The following is a 16,291-nucleotide window of genomic DNA, read 5'->3' as shown; positions in this document are numbered from 1 at the left end:
GAAGAAGGAAGAAGGAAGAAGGAAGAAGGAAGAAGGAAGAAGGAAGAAGGAAGAAGGAAGAAGGAAGAAGGAAGAAGCAGTAATAGCAATGGTTTCAGCGATTAAGAATGTCCTAACCGTCTTGGCGGTTGCTATATAACTAGAAGAAAAAGTCATGAAAAGATTTAGATTCTTAGGATTTATTATTGTCTTTTGTGCAATCATTTCTTGGTCGAGCGCCATAGCTGGGCCAATTCCTAACCCCCCACTCTGGCAAGTCTATCAACAGTCACTCAAATCAGCAAAATACGTAGACCTCACCCATACCATTACGCCAACCATCCCTGTTATGCCGGGTTTTGGAAAGCCTAAATTTTCAGCCAGCACTGATCCCAAAACGGGCAAAGCTTACACCTATGCTGCCGATAACTTTGAAGCAACCGACTACGATCTGCCTACGGACCAACTGGGTACCCAACTAGATCCCCCGGCCCACTGGAATCCTGACTATCCTGCAATTGACGAGTTACCACCCACCTTTGCCGTCCGTCCGTTAGTGGTTATTCCGATTCAGGAGAAGGTGGCTGACGATCCAAATTATTCCCTGCAAGTGCCGGATATTCTGACTTGGGAACAGCAACACGGCACAATTCCGGAAGGATCGGTGGTGTTTGTCCGTTCAGATTGGTCGAAAGAATGGCCCAATCCTAAACTGGCAACCCTCAAAGAATTTCCGGGTGTTTCGCTGGATGCTCTGAAATTTTTGCATCTAGAACGTAAAATTCTGTTTCACGGCCATGAACCCCTACATACCGATAGTACGCCGACGCTGGAAGGAGAAGCGTGGTTGCTCAGAAATGGCTATACTCAGGCCGAGGGAGTGGCCAATCTCGATCGAGTGCCCGAAACAGGAGCCTTAGTGACCATCGGCTATCCCAAATTACAGGGGGGATTAGGCGGCTATGCCCGCTACATCGCCATTTGCCCGCCCAATTGGGGCTATGGCGTATCCGTGGGGCAGATCCCCGAAGCTCCGCTTGCCAAAGCAGCCAAATCCCTCCACTGGGATCGGCAACTCGGTGTACGAGTTCGGTAAAGTCTATCGCTTATTTATGTCCGCGCCCGATGTGGCGGTTGCTATAGGGACAGACAACCGCTAATTTTCTTTGAGTCAGTTATGGACGCAGGGAGACTGAAGAAACCGGGTTTTTTACCCTGCAGGCGGACTGCGGCGCAGGATTTTCGTAAAAACCCGGTTTCTGACCACCCGTGCGTAAGTCCTATGAGTTTTCGCTCTACTTGTGTGGGAAGATGAAAAGACTGTCCCCAAAGCGTACAGGTGTTCTGCACTTGCACGCTTTGTAGAGCTTTGAAGAAAGAACACTAAATTTTAAGCTATGAAAATTGGCGATCGCGTTTGCATTAAAAACTCTGTTGTTGTCTACCACCACCCTCAAAATCGCAGTCAACCATTCGATCTTAAGGGTATGGAAGGAGAAGTCGTGGCGATCGTTCACGAATGGCACGGCCGACCTGTCAGTGCTAATTTGCCGATTCTAGTACAATTTGACAAAAAATTTCGAGCTCACCTGAAAGAGGATGAGGTCGAATTGATATCTTCGGAAGTCTAGCTTTCTCAAAAGTTGAAGCCGGAGCCCAAAGACAATATCAAATCCGGTCAGTCGATTTGAGATTTGAGATTTGAGATTTTAGATTTACTCCACAGATGAATCTGGGAGTTTGAACCTTAGTCTAAAATTTTCGGCTGAACTATCCTCCTGTCCTTGGCAAGTAGCCGTTTTTGGGCGGAGGTCATACAACCATTTTAGAGTTTGTAGTGAGGACTTGAGTTTTTTCTGTGGCTTTTAGTCGATCGGTGGGAGTCTCGTCCTTACTACAAACTATCTTTTTTGTTTAATCCTTAATTTTTCGACCGTCTGCGGCAGAACCAACCGAAGATATTCAAATCTCCCTGCATTTTCTGCAATTCCTGCTGATGCTGCTTGGCTGTAGCGTAATACCACTGGCAATGAAGTTCTAGTTCTTGACGGTACTTAATTTCATCGTAAAACTCGCGGACAATTTGGTGTCTCTGAAAAATTTCGGCCGCGGGAGTCGGTTCTGGGGCAATGTTTTGCAACTCGTGGGGCAGCATGATTGTTTGGGGGCGACTGGGGCAAATCTTGGCTGTAATGACTTTAAGCTAACACACAGAATCTATTTTGGATGGGGGATTTGGGATTTGGGATTTATATCAAATCTATTAGCATCGGAATTATTCATATCTCTCTTCTCTTAATCAGCGTGAATCAGCGTCAATCTATTGTCATCTGCGGTTACTAAATTCTCTTTTTTTAACCGCAGATGAGGGCAGATAAACACAGATTAACGCAGATAAATTATATCAATTTCGGTTGCACTATCCATCGGTGATTGTTGACTGTTGACGGGATTTGACTATTCCTATGCAATCGGAATTTATCTTACGATTTTGGAGGTGATTTCACGGTTGAGACTATTTGAATTGTTCAATCCCCAATCCCACATTTAAAATCTAAAATTCTGTTAAAGCCATCCCCGCAGCCGATAAACGATTAAGCCGATGTATTCTTTCAAAGCTTTAGTTGACTGGTGTAACTCATAGGTGTCCGGCAATAAATCTAGTGCGGCTGCTTGCCAATTCCTTTGGGATGCTGCGATATCCTGCTGCGTTATTTGAAAGTCTGTTGGTGCGGCAATTGCTTTTATTCCCTGACGCTGGAAAATTAAGAGCGATCGAGTCATGTGCATCGCCGATGTAACTAGCAAAACCGGCCCTTTTATGCTTTTAGCATCTAAAATTTTCCGCACGTTGACGGCATTTTGATAGGTGTTGTTTGAATCGGGGTCTTGCAGAATTGCTGATGCGGGTACGCCGATTGTTTGGGCAATTTCTGCCATGTCTGCCGATTCGGGAGACCCGCCACCTTTCCAATCTACTCTACCGCCGCTGAGAATGAGCAGGGGAGCTTTGCCTTGCCGGTAAAGTCGGGAACCGTAGATTATTCGATCGCCCGCTTCCCCTAGTTCTACCCAAGGACGGGGAGGTAAAGCTGCTTTGACACCGCCGCCCAAGACGATAATCGCTTCAGCTTGGGGGAGTTCGGCTGTTGGTAAGTTTTGCCATTCGAGCGATCGAACTAAGGATTTTGAAACCCATCCGCTACTTCCGAGCAGTAAAATAATTAGAGCCGCAGCTATTGGCGCCGCCGCCCATTTGGGCTGCTTCCAAAGTGTTATTAAAGCCACCATCATTAACAGGCAACTCAATCCCAGAGGATAAATAAACAGCGGCAGGAGTTTCGACAGAAATACAAACATTCAGCAAGTAGTTCTAATTGCTAGTTAGCGGTAATGGGTAATCGGCAATCGTAATGGGTAATTAGTAATTAGTAATTTGGTTGTCGGGAGTTGTTAATTTTTAGTATTGAGTTGTGAATTATGAATTCTTTAACTTAAAGCTTAAAATTCTCTACTCAAAACTATTTTCAGTGCTAGCGACGATCCTCTGGCCCTGACAACCAGCTAAACAATGTAGGAGCTTCACGCCTAGAGGTTTTGCTATATACTTTCCCCTCCCTTTCCACTACTTCTTTATTGAGGATAGCCTCCGACTTTTTATCCTTGGAACGTATATTCGGGTTGAGTAGTAGTTCGTTGTGCCACCAAGCCACAACTAAACCTGCTGCCACGCCGCCGATGACACCAAGACCGAGACTGAGGGGCAGCGAACATCCTACTAAGCGAAACCCAACTGTAAACAACACAAACCATATCAGCGCGGGGTTAAACCCCTTGGAGTCTCCGGTAAATTTTGGCATGAGCTGTAAGTTGTGTTTGTAATAACACAGAAAGATATTGACAATATTAGCAGATAATCAAATTGACAAGGGCGATCGCTCTGCAACTACTCCCTACAAATCAAGTTTAATTGTACCTCTAAGTCTTGCGCGGTATCTACAATGTTTACAGAAATTTGCTCTAATTCTGTAAAAGGTTGAAAAGCTGCTTGCTGCGAACTCAATAGTTCTGCCGTCGCGTCGGCAATATCGCCCCTGCGCTGTTGCAGTCGTTCTCGCAATACTTCAATTGGTGCCGTGCAGTAAATAATTTGCAGGGGCAAGCCGTGGGATTGAGCCTGATTAATCGCATCGGTTCTCAAGTTTTGGCGATCGAACTTGGCATCTAAAATCACATCCCAACCTCGGTCAGCCAGAATTATCCCCAACTCTAACAATCTACCATAGGTCTGTGCCGTCATTTCATCCGAGTACAAATCTTCCCCCCCACGTTCATTTAAAGGAATTCCGCCTAAATGTTTGCGAACAGCATCGGATCGAATGTGAATTGCCCCTGTGCGGCGAGCCAAATATCGAGCTGCTGTACTCTTGCCAGAACCCGACAAACCAGACATCAAAGTTAACTTTCCCGGGCGCGGTTTTGTGTATTGCCAAGCCAGTTTATAATAATGAGCGGCAGTCTGTGAAATCTCTGCTTTTTCGGCAGTTGAAATAGCGGGATCGTCCAACATTAACGAAGTTACTTTCGCTCTAACATAAGCTTGACGGCTCAAATACAGAGGCAACAGTTGCAGTCCTTCCCAATCCCCTGTTTGTTCGATGTAAGTATTTAGAAAAGCATTGCCTAAGTCTCTGCGGTCCCTCGATTCCAAATCCATTACTGTAAAAGCGACATCGTACATGACATCAACAAAGCGAAACGGCTCGTTAAATTCAATGCAGTCGAACAGCAATATTTTATCTTGCCACAATGCTATATTCCGCAAGTGCAAATCTCCGTGGCACTCGCAAATTTTATTATTGCCAATCCGTTGGTTAAATAACTCTGGGTTGTTCGCAAAAAACGCATCTGTATAATCTTTAGTTTCCTGATATTGTGTCTGAGTCTGCGGTCCGCCGATATATTTTTGCGAAATCAGGTAATTGTTATCTATTGCTGTGCGAATCTGACTGACTTCGCCAAATCTGCGAATGTAGCTATTACTAATCGCCTGGCTGTGAAAGTTGGCAACTTCGCGCCCTAAGTCTGCCATAAGTTGCTCGGTTAACAGTCCGCGTTCCAACAAACTGAGCAACAGCGAATCTTGAGGAAACTCCCGCATTTTCAGCACGTATTCCACAGCAATTTCCGCAGAAGTTATAGCAGGTAAGTTGCTGCCCAATTGAAAGGAATCGCCTGTTTGGATAATGGGCAAAACTTCTAGATAAATTTCCGGTGCAGTGCGCTGGTTCATCAGCAATTCTTGGGTGCAGAAATGCTGCCGTTTTGCCAAGGTTGAATAGTCCAGAAAGCCAAAATTGACTGGTTTCTTGATTTTGTAAGTATAATCTCCTGTCAGCAAAACAAAGGAAGCGTGAGTCTGAATGAGGTGCACGGGTTCTGTCACCCTGTGCGGGTAAAACCCAGGCTGCAACATTTGCTGAATCAGAGGTGGGACCGAAGTATCAGCCATATCGATTTTAGATTTTAGATTTTAGATTTTAGATTTGTGATTGGGGATTTGTGATTGGGGATTTGTGATTGGGGATTTGTGATTGGGGATTGGGGATTTGGGATTTGGGATTTTAGATTTGGGATAAAAGCAAATATAGTTATAACTTACGCAGAACATCTAAATGTTACTATAAAACTTACGCAGAACATCTAAATGTATGGGGTTCCGTGCGCACCTTACCCTATCGATAACGTAGGGTGCTCGGCGCGCACATTTCGATAAAACGCAGGGTGCATACGGCGCACCTTACCATAAAACGTAGGGTGCGCGCGGAGCACCTTACACTGTCGATAGCCAAACAAAAGGTGTTTTGCGCAAGTCCAAAATTAGTATCAAAAAAAAGCACTCATGACAGAAAACAATCAAGATTCCCGTTCCGTGGATGTGTTTGGCGTAGGCAATGCCCTTGTAGACATCCTAGCATTGGTAGAAGATGAATTTGTACTCGGTCACGGGCTGAGTCGTGGCGGGATGACGCTGATGAATTCGGAAAGGCAGGGGGGAATTTTGCACGATTTAGAGCACAATTCGCTGCAAATGCGATCGGGCGGTTCGGCGGCAAATACGATGATTGGTTTGGCTCAAAGCGGCGGTAAAGCGTATTATTCGGGGAAGGTTGCTAAGGATACTAACGGCGAATTTTATCGGCAAGATTTGCTGGCGGCGGGGATTGATTTTAATGTGCATCCTGCTGAGTCGTCGCACGAGCCCACGGGTACTTGTGTTGTGCTGACTACGCCGGATGCGGAACGCACGATGTGTACTAATTTGGGGGTTTCTACTACTCTGGCTGCGAGTGATATTGATGTCGATCGACTGGCTCACTGCAAGTACAGTTATGTTGAGGGCTATCTTTGGGATGCTCCGGATCCGCGAAAGGCTAGCATTGAGACGATGGAACAGTCTAAGCGTCTGGGTGTGAAGGTGGCTTTTACTTTTTCGGATGGCTTTTTAGTCGATCGATTTGCTGATGATTTTCACAAGGTGGTTTCGGAATATTGCGATGTAATTTTTTGCAATGCTGATGAAGTTCGGAGCTTTTTTAAGGAGGAGTCTCTGGAAGAGTGCGCTCGGAAAATGAGCGAGATTTCGGATTTGGCTTTTATCACTAATGGGGATAAAGGCTGCATGGTGGTGGAGAATAAACAGATTGTTGATGTGGCTGGATTTCCGGTAAAGGCGATCGATACTGTGGGTGCTGGAGATGCTTTTGCGGGGGGTGTTTTGTTTGGAATTACTAATGGTTTGAGTTCTGTACAAGCGGCTCGCTGGGGCAATTTCTTGGCTTCTCGGGTGGTGCAGATTCATGGGCCTCGGCTTGAGGGTTCTCAGGCTCATCTTTTGAGTGAGGTGATTTCTGGGTAGGATTTGAAAGGGGCGATCGCACTTTTTTTGATAAAGGGCGATCGCTCTTTTTAGCAACCGCAGAGGTCGGCGGATGAACAGGGATGAATGCAGATGGAATAAGGGCGATGGTGTTAAAATCTGTGAAAGCTTAATTAACCGTACTTGAAATGCTAACAACTACATCGACTCCTCCTCAACAAAGTAACGAGGAAAAATTAATTACTTTGACAGGGATTAAATGGCTAACATTTAAAGCGATAATGTCTGATGTCGGCGACGGTAGAGCCTGGAGAGTTGCTTATGCTGAAGGAGTTTTAGAAATCAGAATGCCCTTACCTAAACATGAAAGACCTAAAGTCATCCTCGAACTATTTATTGGAGCTTTAGCAGATGAGTTAGAAATTGAAGCTATGAGCCTCGGTGCGTTGACTCTGGAACGGGAAGATTTAGCTCGTGCTATTGAACCGGATACTTGTTTTTACATTCAAAATGAATGTTTAGTTAGAAATAAAGATGAAATAAATTTAGCCGCCGATCCTGCACCAGATTTAGTTGTCCAATCAGATTACACGAGTTCTTCTGTGAATAAGTTCTCCATTTATGCTTCTCTGGGAGTTCCTGAAATCTGGAGATATCGCAACCAATGTCTTTTGGTGTATCAATTGGTGGAGGGTAATTACGAGCAGAGGGAGAATAGTCTAGCTTTTCCGTTTTTGCCGATCGCAGAAATTCCGGCTTTTATAGAGCAAAGTAAGGCGATCGGACAAAGGGCGGCTGTGCGTTTGTTTCGGGACAGGGTTAGGGAAGTTTTGGCGCAGTGAGTTTTGAAAAGAGTAGCAATGGGCGATCGCACTTTTGGTCCTCAGGGATCTCGCTCTTTTTAGCAACAGCAGATTAAGGTGGATGGATGGGGAGGGATTAAGGGCTCTCGCTATTGCTAAAATAAAATTTAACGACTGTTTATTTCTCACCAGATTATGACTATCATTGAACAGATTTACGCGATCGTCAAAACCCTTCCCGAAAACCAAGCTAGCGAAATTCTCACTTTTGCTGAGTTTATTCGTGCCAAGTACCTGAATGAGAACCAATCCACCGACACAGTAGATTCTTTAACTCCTTGGACAGAATTAGTTTATTCCCTCGCTGGAACATGGGCAGAAGACTTTCCTACTCTGGAAGAGATTCGTTCCGAGTCGGGGGAAGACATCTTGCGGGAAAGCTTCTAGATGTACATTTTGGATACAAATACATTAATTTACTATTTCAAAGGACAAGGACAAGTTGCCCAAAACATGGCTAATGTATCTCCTCAAGAAATTGGCATTTCCGCGATCGTCCTATTTGAATTGCAAGTGGGTATTGCTAAATCTACTTCGCCTGCAAAACGTACCCAACAACTTCAGCAACTTTTGAGCCGAGTTAACCTTGTTCCTTTCGATCGCGATTCTGCTGTTGCTGCTGCCAAAATCCGCGCTCAATTGGAACAACAAGGTACTCCCATCGGCCCTATTGATGTTTTGATTGCAGGGACAGCCGCTTCGCTTCAAGCAACTCTCGTTACCCACAATGTTAAGGAGTTTTCGAGAGTTTCTGGACTTGCGATCGCGGACTGGTATTGAATGTGTGGCATCAAGTGCGGCTTGTCTTTGGTCAATGGTTTGAGACAGTAAATTTAGCATAATAGAAGGGCGATCGCACTTTTTTTTACTGCAGATAAAGGCGGATGAACGCGGAGGGATTAAGGGATCTCGCACTTTTGGTCGTCAGGGCGATCGCACTTTTTAGCAACCGCAGATGAAGGCGGATGGATGGGGAGGGATTAAGGGCGATTTATCTGTATTAGGACTTACGCATGGGACCCAGAAACCGGGTTTTTACGAAAATACTTCGTTGTCGCCGACAGATTCGGTAAAAACCCGGTTTCTTTGGTCGGAGTGCATAAGTCCTATATTACTTCTTCCAGGGCTATAGATGGTTTAACCCAGCCTTAAGTACCAAGTATCACCAAAGACTTCCGCACAGTATGACCAAGACCAGAAGTTATCGTTTCCAATTCCATTTTCATTTTGACCCTGTTGAGTATTAACAGATCCACGACTTGTTGTATTTAGAGTTCCCGTGTAATTAAATCGTTTGTAATCGTTGAGACTGCTATTTTGTGCTTGTCCGTAAGGATCATCCACAACAATTCCACCACGATTCCAATCGATATCAATAACTTTGACAATATGTCCAGGTTGAGTGGTGTTTACACCAGCCATTATTGTCTTGCCTTGCTGGAGTGCCGATTCCCAGTTATTCCTTACAAAATTTTGGAAGAAAGTAGTATTAGTTGACGAAAACCCTTGCATATATTGCGTTCCAGAGGAAGCAACGCCAAGATCTCGTGCAAGTTGAGAAAGATTATCCCAAATGTAGCGGGCATTGAAAACTCCAGAGCTGGGATATCTCGATGGATTGGCTCGTAATCTATCTTCTAGCACATCTTCAAATTGCTTACTTGGATTTGGATTTTTTATACCAAGAGCCGTTAAGCAGCTTGCGAGGCTAGTGACATTGCACATTACGTCACCGATTCTTTTACCACGTTCGGTAGAAGCATTATCGCGTTGGTTAAAATATGGAACTTTGTATTGCAAAGTACGATACAAACCAGCACGCTCAGATTGGGGTCGTTGAGTAACAAGCCCTCTGTATTCTTGAATTTCATCAATCGTGAGAGATGATTTACTCCCTAGCTGATTGAGCCGATTTGGTGTTGGCGATGAATTAAGTGTAAATGTTCCGCTCCCAGTATGCAACCAATTAACTTGACCCCGCTCAAAATTTTGTCGCCATCCATTAGAAACTTGAAATTCATTACCGGTTGGTAAACCTAGCTGACTTTTTTCACCTCCTAAATTATTCAAGTAATAATTTCCCAGGCTTCCCCGCACTGTATAGCTACCAGCACCTGAGTGGAAAATTACCCCATTTTGAAAGTTTTGTCGCCATCCATTAGGAACTTGAAATTCATTACTGGTTGGTAAACCTAGCTGACTTTTTTCTGCTCCTAAACTCAAGTAATAATTACCTACGCTTCCCCGTATTGTATAGCTACCGGCACCTGAGTGAAAAATCACCCCATTTTGAAAGTTTTGTCGCCATCCATTAGGAACTTGAAATTCATTACTGGTAGCTGCTCCTAATGCAGTACGCATAGAGGCATTGTCGCTGCGATAATAGTAAGAACCAATACTCCCTTGGATGGCAAAAGTGTTCATTTCTGCAAGATATTGTTTGCCATCAATGTTAATTGTGGTACTATCATCCTCAGCTTTCAAATTTGCCCAATCCGTGGCACCAAGAGTTTTTTCCTGAACAACATCGGCAAAAATTTCACCCTCATCTCCCGGTGCATCAACAGCATTCACCAGGGTATCTATTGAGTGTCCAATTTCTTCGAGAATAACGTCTTTTACGGCTGCGGTGTTGGCGGTCTCTCCGGTTAAGATATCCTTTGACAAATAAATCTTATTCGTTGCCGCTGCAAATGCACCATTCGCTCCGGCAATATCCCCACGCTCCACTAATTCTATAGGTGGAATGGTACTAAAATCGCCAATCAGCCAGTTGCCCACAATTGTTTGTGCGGTTTGAACATTGTAATCAGAGCCGAAAGCCAGCTTAAGTTTTTCGTTTAAGTTGGGATCGGCGGCAAAACGTTGAAGGTCTTGATAAACCGTTGGCATTACTTAAGAAGTCAGGATGTTAGTAGGGTTGGAGGTAGTTCCTGCGATCGCGGGATTGGCAGAAATCGTTAAACTTTCCTTAGGGTTGGTGTTGTTCAATTCAAACATGATGATTTTCGATCCTCAAAAATATAGTTGCGTAAAAACCAGCAAAGCCCGTCTTGCAAGCCTTCCTATATATCTCTCAGGGCAGATGCAATTTTTTTATGCAGATCGCCCTGTTTTTGTAACAAAACTTTACATTGCTCCCAAAAGCAAATAAGCTGTATCCCCGATCGCCCGCCAGATGCACCGTCAAACGTAGCTGAAAACCAGACACATCAGTTCACAATACTTCATAATCCTGAATCTGTATAGGCTAAACGGCTCACAATTTGGCTCAACATAAAAGGCTCATTTGGCTCATTTGGCTCATTTGGCTCACCAAATCATGTAACATTATTTACTAAGGCAGAGTTTCCGTAGAGGAGTAGCAATGGCAGGTTTGCTCAGAGCATCCGAAGAAGGTCTAAAAATCATTGACATGGTAAGACGCAATCTCGGATGGAATAAAGCAGATGAGCTCTGGTGTCAGGCTGCTCTCACTTCAAAAGCAACTTTAAAGCGATTTTGGACGCAGCAACCAATTAGACGAGAGACTTTTATACACATTTGCAAAGCTGTAGGTGTGAAAAACTGGCAAGACATTGTTGCGCGAGAAATTCAAGAACCAGAATTACTATCAGCCGCGATCGCAGATATCCCCCAAGACAACCAAAACGATCGCACTTTCCCCCTCCCAGAAAACTTACCCCCCGTCAGAAATTGGGTACAGCGCACCAAAAAAATCGACACCTTAAAAACCCTAATTGTTGAACCCCATCTTGTAGGGGCGGTGCCCCCGTGCCCGCCCTGCGAGGTTCCCATCGCCATCTCAATAGTCGGATTACCGGGCATCGGAAAAACCACCCTCATCAGCCAACTAATTCGCCAACTCCATACAGAAAAAACCCCCTTCACCTGCGCCACTTGGCAATCCTTGCAATCTGCAACAGGCAAAGCGCCCCCGTGCGATCGCACCATTGACTCCCTGCTATTCACCCTCTGCAACGGCGACATTACCGCAGCCGTCAATGCTCAAAATGACTGTGGCAAAAAAACCGAAAATCTGCTCAAAATTCTCAGAGATAAACCTTGCTTGCTCGTTTTCGATCGCGCCGACACACTTTTGAAAGCACGAGAGGCCAAAGCCGCTGGTTATTTCGCCGATGATTGTGCAGAATATGCTTGGTTATTCAAACAACTATTAGAAACAGAACATCAAAGCAAAATTATATTTACCAGCCGCGAAAGCTTGGCTGAATTGCCGCCAACTGTCACCCGCGGAATCCAGCTAAACGGATTGAATCGAGATAGCGCAGTTGCCCTATTGCAATCTTTTAATTTGACTGCAAATCCAGAGGAATTAGCGGAAATGGGCGATCGCTATTCTGGACATCCCAAAGCCTTACAACTCGTCGCAGCCTTGATTCGAGACGATACCGAGTTTCAGGGAAATGTCGGGATTTTTCTGCACCAGAGAGACTGGTTGCTGATTCGAGATATTGAAAGAGCGATCGATCAAATGATAGCCCGTCTGGGCGACGGCGAGCAAACTTGTCTCAGCCGAATTTCTGTCTATCAAACATCAGAATATCCGCTATCTTTTGCTGGAATTAGCGTTCAAATGCCAGAAGTTAGCAAGTATGAACTTAAAGAAAATATTATTCAGGCGCTTAAACGCCGACAATTGCTATATTACGATCGCCACCTCAAATCCTATCAGTTGCATCCGCTAGTGCGAGAAAAGGGCGAGTACCTGCTAAGTCAAAATCCTGAAAATCTCCGTACCGCCCACAGCCAAGCCTATAACTATTATATCAGCATCCCCCTCAAACCAAAATCAGAATGGCAAGAAATCGAGGATATTAAGCCGCTAATCAGAGCGCACTATCATGCTTCTCAAGCACAAGATTTAGATGCAGCCAATGCGATTATTTCTGAAGTTTGTGAGTATTTGCGGCAGTGGAATTGTGCAGACTTAGTATGTGCAAATCTACCGTTGCCATTGTTAACGGAAGTAAAAAACATAACTTTGTAGGGGCGGGTTGACCGACAATAATTGCCAAAAACCCACAATCTCATAAACCCGCCCCCGCGCCACCATCAATCCCAATCTACCTCTTTTAAGATACATCAACCACTAGAATAAATCCCTCTTTCTTGCAGCTGCTGCATAAAAAACTCTTCCAAAGTAGGCTTAGCCAAATTCATCCCAATTAGCTGCCCTCCCGTAGCGCTCAGACTAGAAATAAACTCCTTCGGAGTGCCCTGCAAATGACCGTACCACACATCATCATCAACTTCCATATCTGGTATCCATTTTTTCAGGATATTCAAGTGGCCGCCCCTACCTTCAACCCGGTAAGTTTCCGTTTGGCCGAGGAGTTCGTCGATCGCACCAATGCAGATTAACTCACCTCTGGCCAAAATTGCCACTCGATCGCAAATCTTCTCCACATCAGACAATATATGCGAATTAAAAAAAATTGTTTTTCCTTGACTTTTCAGCGATAAAATTATCTCCCGCATCTGATAGCGTCCCATCGGATCTAAACCCGACATCGGCTCATCTAAAAATACCACATCTGGATTGTTAATCAAAGCTTGAGCCATGCCAATCCGTTGCAGCATTCCCTTAGAATACTGGCGCAACTGTTTTTTAATTGCTGCCGATTGAGATAGCCCCACTAAGTCTAGCAAATGCGGAATTCGCTGCCGCTGAATCGAGGGGGAAATTTGAAATAACCCCGCCGCAAACTGCAAAAATTCCCAGCCCGTGAGATAATCGTAAAAATAGGGATTTTCTGGTAAATAGCCGACTCGCTGCTTCACAGTGCGATCGCCCAAAGGCCTCCCCAACAGCAGTGCACTGCCAGAAGTCGGCCGCACTATACCCAGCAAAGTTTTCAGCAGCGTAGTTTTCCCCGCTCCATTTTGCCCTAACAGCCCGAAAGTTTCCCCCTCAACGACACTCAGAGTGCAACTTTTGAGCGATTCTATCTTTTGGTTCATCCAAAAGCCAGTACGGTAGAACTTGCCCAGATTAAATGTTTCCACTACTCGGGTAGGTCCGGGCATCTCGGTGGAAGTTGGCGCATCTATAAGAGGTTCCATTTTCGTAAGCGAAATAAGTAGCACCTGATTATATTCTATGGCATAAGTTCAGTAATAATTGCTCTTTTTAATGTTAAACTAATATTAGCTGCACTTAAAATTTGCTGAATATGGATCGTTCAAAAATTATCGCTATTATCACTGGGGTGATTTCTATAATTTTAGCAGTTGCCTACCTGCTGCTCGTCACCCTCCTCGACTTCCGAGGCGAAATGCTGCCCGCACCTCAAAGTCAGTTGCCAGTCTCCATGCCACTTCAGCAATTAGGCACTGCTAACCCGACTTTGCGAGCACCCAGCATTTATTCTCACTCGTGACAAAAATAATACAATTAAAATTGCGAAACTACCCCAGTACATGATGTAGACAAAATTACCGATCTACTAACGATAGGTTGAGATAATCGGCTAATAATTCTCACCTATATTTTGGCTAAATAACGTCTATTTAGCATGATGGAGGACTTTAGATATGAAACCGATAATTCTAATCGCTATCTTAACTCCTTTGTGGTTGACTCCGCCCGCGAAAGCGGAAAATATTACTTGTACCAGACGACGGATTGCAACAAATTACTGCAAAGATCGTATTAGTCAAGCTCAGAATATTACTCTCGGACAAGCTTCGGATTTAATTAGCAAGTGGCTGGAGGCAAAGCAGACAATCTTTGCTCCTCCATTCGATCGCCAATTGCTGGCTAAAATGACTACAGGTATTTTGTATGCCGATACAGTCAAAGGGATAGACTATCTGAGAAACAGCAATTCTCTGTACAGATACGGTGTCCAAAAAGTTGAATCCGTCGAACGCTTTGCAGCATCTGGGAACAAAGCCACTATTGAAGTCAAAGTCACCGAAGATGCCACAGTTTACCGAAATGGCAAAGTCGATAGTAGCAGTTTCAATACTAAGCTAGTTCGCTATACCTTAGAGTATTGGGATGGCATCTGGAAAATTGCCGACTCTCAAATTATCAGTCATTAGTCATCAGTTAGTTGTTATTTGTTACTACTAATAAGAATTAGTAATTGCTAATGGTGAGTGGAAGTAATAACCCATAACCAATAAACAAATAACAACTAACAACTAATAACTAACTAATAGACATGAATTGCTTTCATCATGTGATATGCAACTAGCAACTGCGTCAAAGCTAGCGGGTAACTTTGCAAAACTTCGCCAGTTGTGCCGATAAGTTTGCCAATTTCCGGGTTGCCTTGGGCGGAGCAAAATCCCCGCAGGTGCGGCAACTCGCTGCACAAAATCATTTCTAGTTCGTTTACTTGCTCGCTGGTAGCATGGGAGTCTACTTCCAAAACGTCAACCGGTTTGCCCATATCCCGATCGAGCCCCAAGCGAATTGCAGGTTGAAAACTCTCGCTGCCTCGACCTAAAATCTCAGTAAAATCAGGGTGAGGAATTGTAGGCCTTAGCACTAAACGGACGCTCAAATTGCCTTCATTCTCCGCTTGGGGCGGGTAAAAACTAACTACAACGTCGGCAGATTTGCGCTGAGGACGAATGAAGTCTTCAGAGTCCGGTTCCCGTTTTTTTATTTCTGCAAGCACCTGTTCTTCAGTATAACCGCGCTTCATGACATCGCGCTTAACTTTCCACTGAGTTCGCAACTCTTCTGGGGGAGCGAGATACACTTTTACGTCGTAAGAATCGCGGATTGTTCGGGTTGCGTAACCCAGCAAACCTTCAACTATTACAAATTTACTGGGCTTGATGTATTCCGGCGGATCGAATCTACCTGTGGTGTGGTTGTAGATAGGTTTGAGAATTGCTTGTCCGGTGCGCAGCAGGCTAAGGTGCTGCTGCATGATGTCGAGGTAATTGCAGTCGGGATGCAATGCTGTAATCCCGATTTCTGCCCGCTGCTTTCTGTCGTAGCGGTGATAGTCGTCAGTGCAAATCACTGTGACATTTTCTGGTCCCAATACTTGGGCAATTCCCCGCGTCAGGGTGGTTTTGCCCGCTGCGCTGTCTCCTACAATACCGAGAATAATTGGTCGATCGCTCATTGTTTTTACCCGGACGGACAATAGCAAATTTTGTTGTGAATCTTAAATATTATCAAACTTGTGTTCGATCCGATCGCTCGATCGCATGGTTTGACTTGAGCCCCCCCGGAGTCTCCCCCACGTGTAAAATTATTGTAAAATTTCTTAATATAATGCGGCACCGGAGACTCAGGCAGTATCTGATTGAAAAATCAGGTTTATTTCTCAACCGCCCACGATGTCGATCGTACTTTTGAATCCGGGTATTGTCAGAATTTCGGGAAAATTACCCCTGCAAAGTGTCCCGGTAGTCTCTTTTGTAGTGCAAATTACAGCATCGGTGGGAATCGTGGGATATTTTTGGTTTCAAAACTGGCAGCAAGCAGTAAATCAACTTGCCAGTCAATCGATTTTAGATTTTAGATTTTAGATTTTAGATTGACCCCACGGATAAATGCTCTTTCTTGAGGATTTTC

At 44.6% G+C, this 16,291-nt stretch carries 17 protein-coding genes; 10 read left to right on the top strand and 7 right to left on the bottom strand.

The window, feature by feature from the left end:
* The first annotated feature begins 154 nt into the window (after positions 1–154).
* Complete coding sequence (locus tag QUB56_RS34625; protein WP_332960888.1) at positions 155–1,075, top strand: cyclase family protein; 921 nt, start codon at positions 155–157, stop codon at positions 1,073–1,075.
* 301 nt (positions 1,076–1,376) lie between these two features.
* Positions 1,377–1,610 carry a ferredoxin-thioredoxin reductase variable chain gene (locus QUB56_RS34620; protein ID WP_332960887.1) on the top strand — a complete coding sequence of 78 codons (234 nt, stop codon included), beginning with the start codon at positions 1,377–1,379 and terminating at the stop codon, positions 1,608–1,610.
* A gap of 290 nt (positions 1,611–1,900) precedes the next feature.
* Here QUB56_RS34620 and QUB56_RS34615 read toward each other — a convergent pair whose 3' ends face one another.
* From QUB56_RS34615 to QUB56_RS34600, 4 genes are all read right to left on the bottom strand, one after another.
* On the bottom strand, positions 1,901–2,134 hold the full coding sequence (locus QUB56_RS34615) for a hypothetical protein (RefSeq protein WP_332960886.1): 234 nt from the start codon (positions 2,132–2,134) through the stop codon (positions 1,901–1,903).
* A gap of 410 nt (positions 2,135–2,544) precedes the next feature.
* The gene (locus QUB56_RS34610) at positions 2,545–3,339 is read right to left on the bottom strand and encodes a YdcF family protein (RefSeq protein WP_332960885.1); all 795 of its coding nucleotides are present in this window, start codon (positions 3,337–3,339) and stop codon (positions 2,545–2,547) included.
* Between the two features lie 173 nt (positions 3,340–3,512).
* Complete coding sequence (locus QUB56_RS34605) at positions 3,513–3,839, bottom strand: hypothetical protein (RefSeq protein ID WP_332960884.1); 327 nt, start codon at positions 3,837–3,839, stop codon at positions 3,513–3,515.
* An 86-nt stretch (positions 3,840–3,925) separates the two neighbouring features.
* Positions 3,926–5,491: an AAA family ATPase gene (locus tag QUB56_RS34600; RefSeq protein WP_332960883.1), complete on the bottom strand. Its 1,566-nt coding sequence runs from the start codon at positions 5,489–5,491 to the stop codon at positions 3,926–3,928.
* Between the two features lie 390 nt (positions 5,492–5,881).
* On the opposite strand from QUB56_RS34600, the gene QUB56_RS34595 reads away from it, so the two are divergent.
* The 4 genes from QUB56_RS34595 to QUB56_RS34580 all read left to right on the top strand — a co-directional run bounded on the left by QUB56_RS34595 (position 5,882) and on the right by QUB56_RS34580 (position 8,502).
* A complete protein-coding gene (locus tag QUB56_RS34595; RefSeq protein WP_332960882.1) occupies positions 5,882–6,898 on the top strand; it encodes an adenosine kinase in 1,017 nt (338 codons plus the stop codon).
* A 149-nt stretch (positions 6,899–7,047) separates the two neighbouring features.
* On the top strand, positions 7,048–7,701 hold the full coding sequence (locus tag QUB56_RS34590) for a Uma2 family endonuclease (RefSeq protein WP_332960881.1): 654 nt from the start codon (positions 7,048–7,050) through the stop codon (positions 7,699–7,701).
* Between the two features lie 156 nt (positions 7,702–7,857).
* Entirely contained in the window at positions 7,858–8,109 is a 252-nt protein-coding gene (locus QUB56_RS34585; RefSeq protein WP_332960880.1) for a DUF2281 domain-containing protein, read from the top strand.
* Positions 8,110–8,502, top strand: coding sequence for a type II toxin-antitoxin system VapC family toxin (locus tag QUB56_RS34580; protein WP_332960879.1), 393 nt, complete (start codon positions 8,110–8,112; stop codon positions 8,500–8,502).
* 357 nt (positions 8,503–8,859) lie between these two features.
* On the opposite strand, the gene QUB56_RS34575 is transcribed toward QUB56_RS34580, so the two are convergent.
* Positions 8,860–10,614 carry a C39 family peptidase gene (locus QUB56_RS34575; protein WP_332960878.1) on the bottom strand — a complete coding sequence of 585 codons (1,755 nt, stop codon included), beginning with the start codon at positions 10,612–10,614 and terminating at the stop codon, positions 8,860–8,862.
* A 475-nt stretch (positions 10,615–11,089) separates the two neighbouring features.
* On the opposite strand from QUB56_RS34575, the gene QUB56_RS34570 reads away from it, so the two are divergent.
* A complete protein-coding gene (locus QUB56_RS34570) occupies positions 11,090–12,733 on the top strand; it encodes an NB-ARC domain-containing protein (RefSeq protein ID WP_332960877.1) in 1,644 nt (547 codons plus the stop codon).
* Between the two features lie 95 nt (positions 12,734–12,828).
* On the opposite strand, the gene QUB56_RS34565 is transcribed toward QUB56_RS34570, so the two are convergent.
* Positions 12,829–13,809: an ABC transporter ATP-binding protein gene (locus QUB56_RS34565; protein ID WP_332960876.1), complete on the bottom strand. Its 981-nt coding sequence runs from the start codon at positions 13,807–13,809 to the stop codon at positions 12,829–12,831.
* Positions 13,810–13,919: 110 nt separating this feature from the next.
* Between QUB56_RS34565 and QUB56_RS34560 the strand changes: the two genes are divergently transcribed.
* Positions 13,920–14,126 carry a hypothetical protein gene (locus tag QUB56_RS34560; protein WP_332960875.1) on the top strand — a complete coding sequence of 69 codons (207 nt, stop codon included), beginning with the start codon at positions 13,920–13,922 and terminating at the stop codon, positions 14,124–14,126.
* A 154-nt stretch (positions 14,127–14,280) separates the two neighbouring features.
* Positions 14,281–14,793 carry an ARC6/PARC6 family protein gene (locus tag QUB56_RS34555; RefSeq protein WP_332960874.1) on the top strand — a complete coding sequence of 171 codons (513 nt, stop codon included), beginning with the start codon at positions 14,281–14,283 and terminating at the stop codon, positions 14,791–14,793.
* Between the two features lie 113 nt (positions 14,794–14,906).
* Here the strand turns inward: QUB56_RS34555 and QUB56_RS34550 are convergent, their stop codons facing one another.
* Complete coding sequence (locus QUB56_RS34550) at positions 14,907–15,836, bottom strand: phosphoribulokinase (protein ID WP_332960872.1); 930 nt, start codon at positions 15,834–15,836, stop codon at positions 14,907–14,909.
* A gap of 217 nt (positions 15,837–16,053) precedes the next feature.
* On the opposite strand from QUB56_RS34550, the gene QUB56_RS34545 reads away from it, so the two are divergent.
* Positions 16,054–16,245: a hypothetical protein gene (locus QUB56_RS34545; RefSeq protein ID WP_332960871.1), complete on the top strand. Its 192-nt coding sequence runs from the start codon at positions 16,054–16,056 to the stop codon at positions 16,243–16,245.
* Positions 16,246–16,291: the final 46 nt, after the last annotated feature.

Source organism: Microcoleus sp. AR_TQ3_B6 (genome assembly GCF_036702785.1).
Classification (GTDB): Bacteria; Cyanobacteriota; Cyanobacteriia; order Cyanobacteriales; family Microcoleaceae; genus Microcoleus.
The sequence above is the reverse complement of the archived record's forward strand: the minus strand, read 5'-3'. Positions and strand labels throughout refer to the sequence as shown.

Excerpts from the sequence above, each read along its gene's own strand:
- QUB56_RS34595 (WP_332960882.1), top strand. The coding sequence starts at position 5,882 with ATGACAGAAAACAATCAAGATTCCCGTTCCGTGGATGTGTTTGGCGTA.
- QUB56_RS34560 (WP_332960875.1), top strand. The coding sequence starts at position 13,920 with ATGGATCGTTCAAAAATTATCGCTATTATCACTGGGGTGATTTCTATA.
- QUB56_RS34600 (WP_332960883.1), bottom strand. The coding sequence starts at position 5,491 with ATGGCTGATACTTCGGTCCCACCTCTGATTCAGCAAATGTTGCAGCCT.
- QUB56_RS34550 (WP_332960872.1), bottom strand. The coding sequence starts at position 15,836 with ATGAGCGATCGACCAATTATTCTCGGTATTGTAGGAGACAGCGCAGCG.
- QUB56_RS34580 (WP_332960879.1), top strand. The coding sequence starts at position 8,110 with ATGTACATTTTGGATACAAATACATTAATTTACTATTTCAAAGGACAA.
- QUB56_RS34545 (WP_332960871.1), top strand. The coding sequence starts at position 16,054 with ATGTCGATCGTACTTTTGAATCCGGGTATTGTCAGAATTTCGGGAAAA.
- QUB56_RS34620 (WP_332960887.1), top strand. The coding sequence starts at position 1,377 with ATGAAAATTGGCGATCGCGTTTGCATTAAAAACTCTGTTGTTGTCTAC.
- QUB56_RS34610 (WP_332960885.1), bottom strand. The coding sequence starts at position 3,339 with ATGTTTGTATTTCTGTCGAAACTCCTGCCGCTGTTTATTTATCCTCTG.
- QUB56_RS34565 (WP_332960876.1), bottom strand. The coding sequence starts at position 13,809 with ATGGAACCTCTTATAGATGCGCCAACTTCCACCGAGATGCCCGGACCT.
- QUB56_RS34605 (WP_332960884.1), bottom strand. The coding sequence starts at position 3,839 with ATGCCAAAATTTACCGGAGACTCCAAGGGGTTTAACCCCGCGCTGATA.
- QUB56_RS34585 (WP_332960880.1), top strand. The coding sequence starts at position 7,858 with ATGACTATCATTGAACAGATTTACGCGATCGTCAAAACCCTTCCCGAA.
- QUB56_RS34625 (WP_332960888.1), top strand. The coding sequence starts at position 155 with ATGAAAAGATTTAGATTCTTAGGATTTATTATTGTCTTTTGTGCAATC.
- QUB56_RS34570 (WP_332960877.1), top strand. The coding sequence starts at position 11,090 with ATGGCAGGTTTGCTCAGAGCATCCGAAGAAGGTCTAAAAATCATTGAC.
- QUB56_RS34555 (WP_332960874.1), top strand. The coding sequence starts at position 14,281 with ATGAAACCGATAATTCTAATCGCTATCTTAACTCCTTTGTGGTTGACT.
- QUB56_RS34575 (WP_332960878.1), bottom strand. The coding sequence starts at position 10,614 with ATGCCAACGGTTTATCAAGACCTTCAACGTTTTGCCGCCGATCCCAAC.
- QUB56_RS34615 (WP_332960886.1), bottom strand. The coding sequence starts at position 2,134 with ATGCTGCCCCACGAGTTGCAAAACATTGCCCCAGAACCGACTCCCGCG.
- QUB56_RS34590 (WP_332960881.1), top strand. The coding sequence starts at position 7,048 with ATGCTAACAACTACATCGACTCCTCCTCAACAAAGTAACGAGGAAAAA.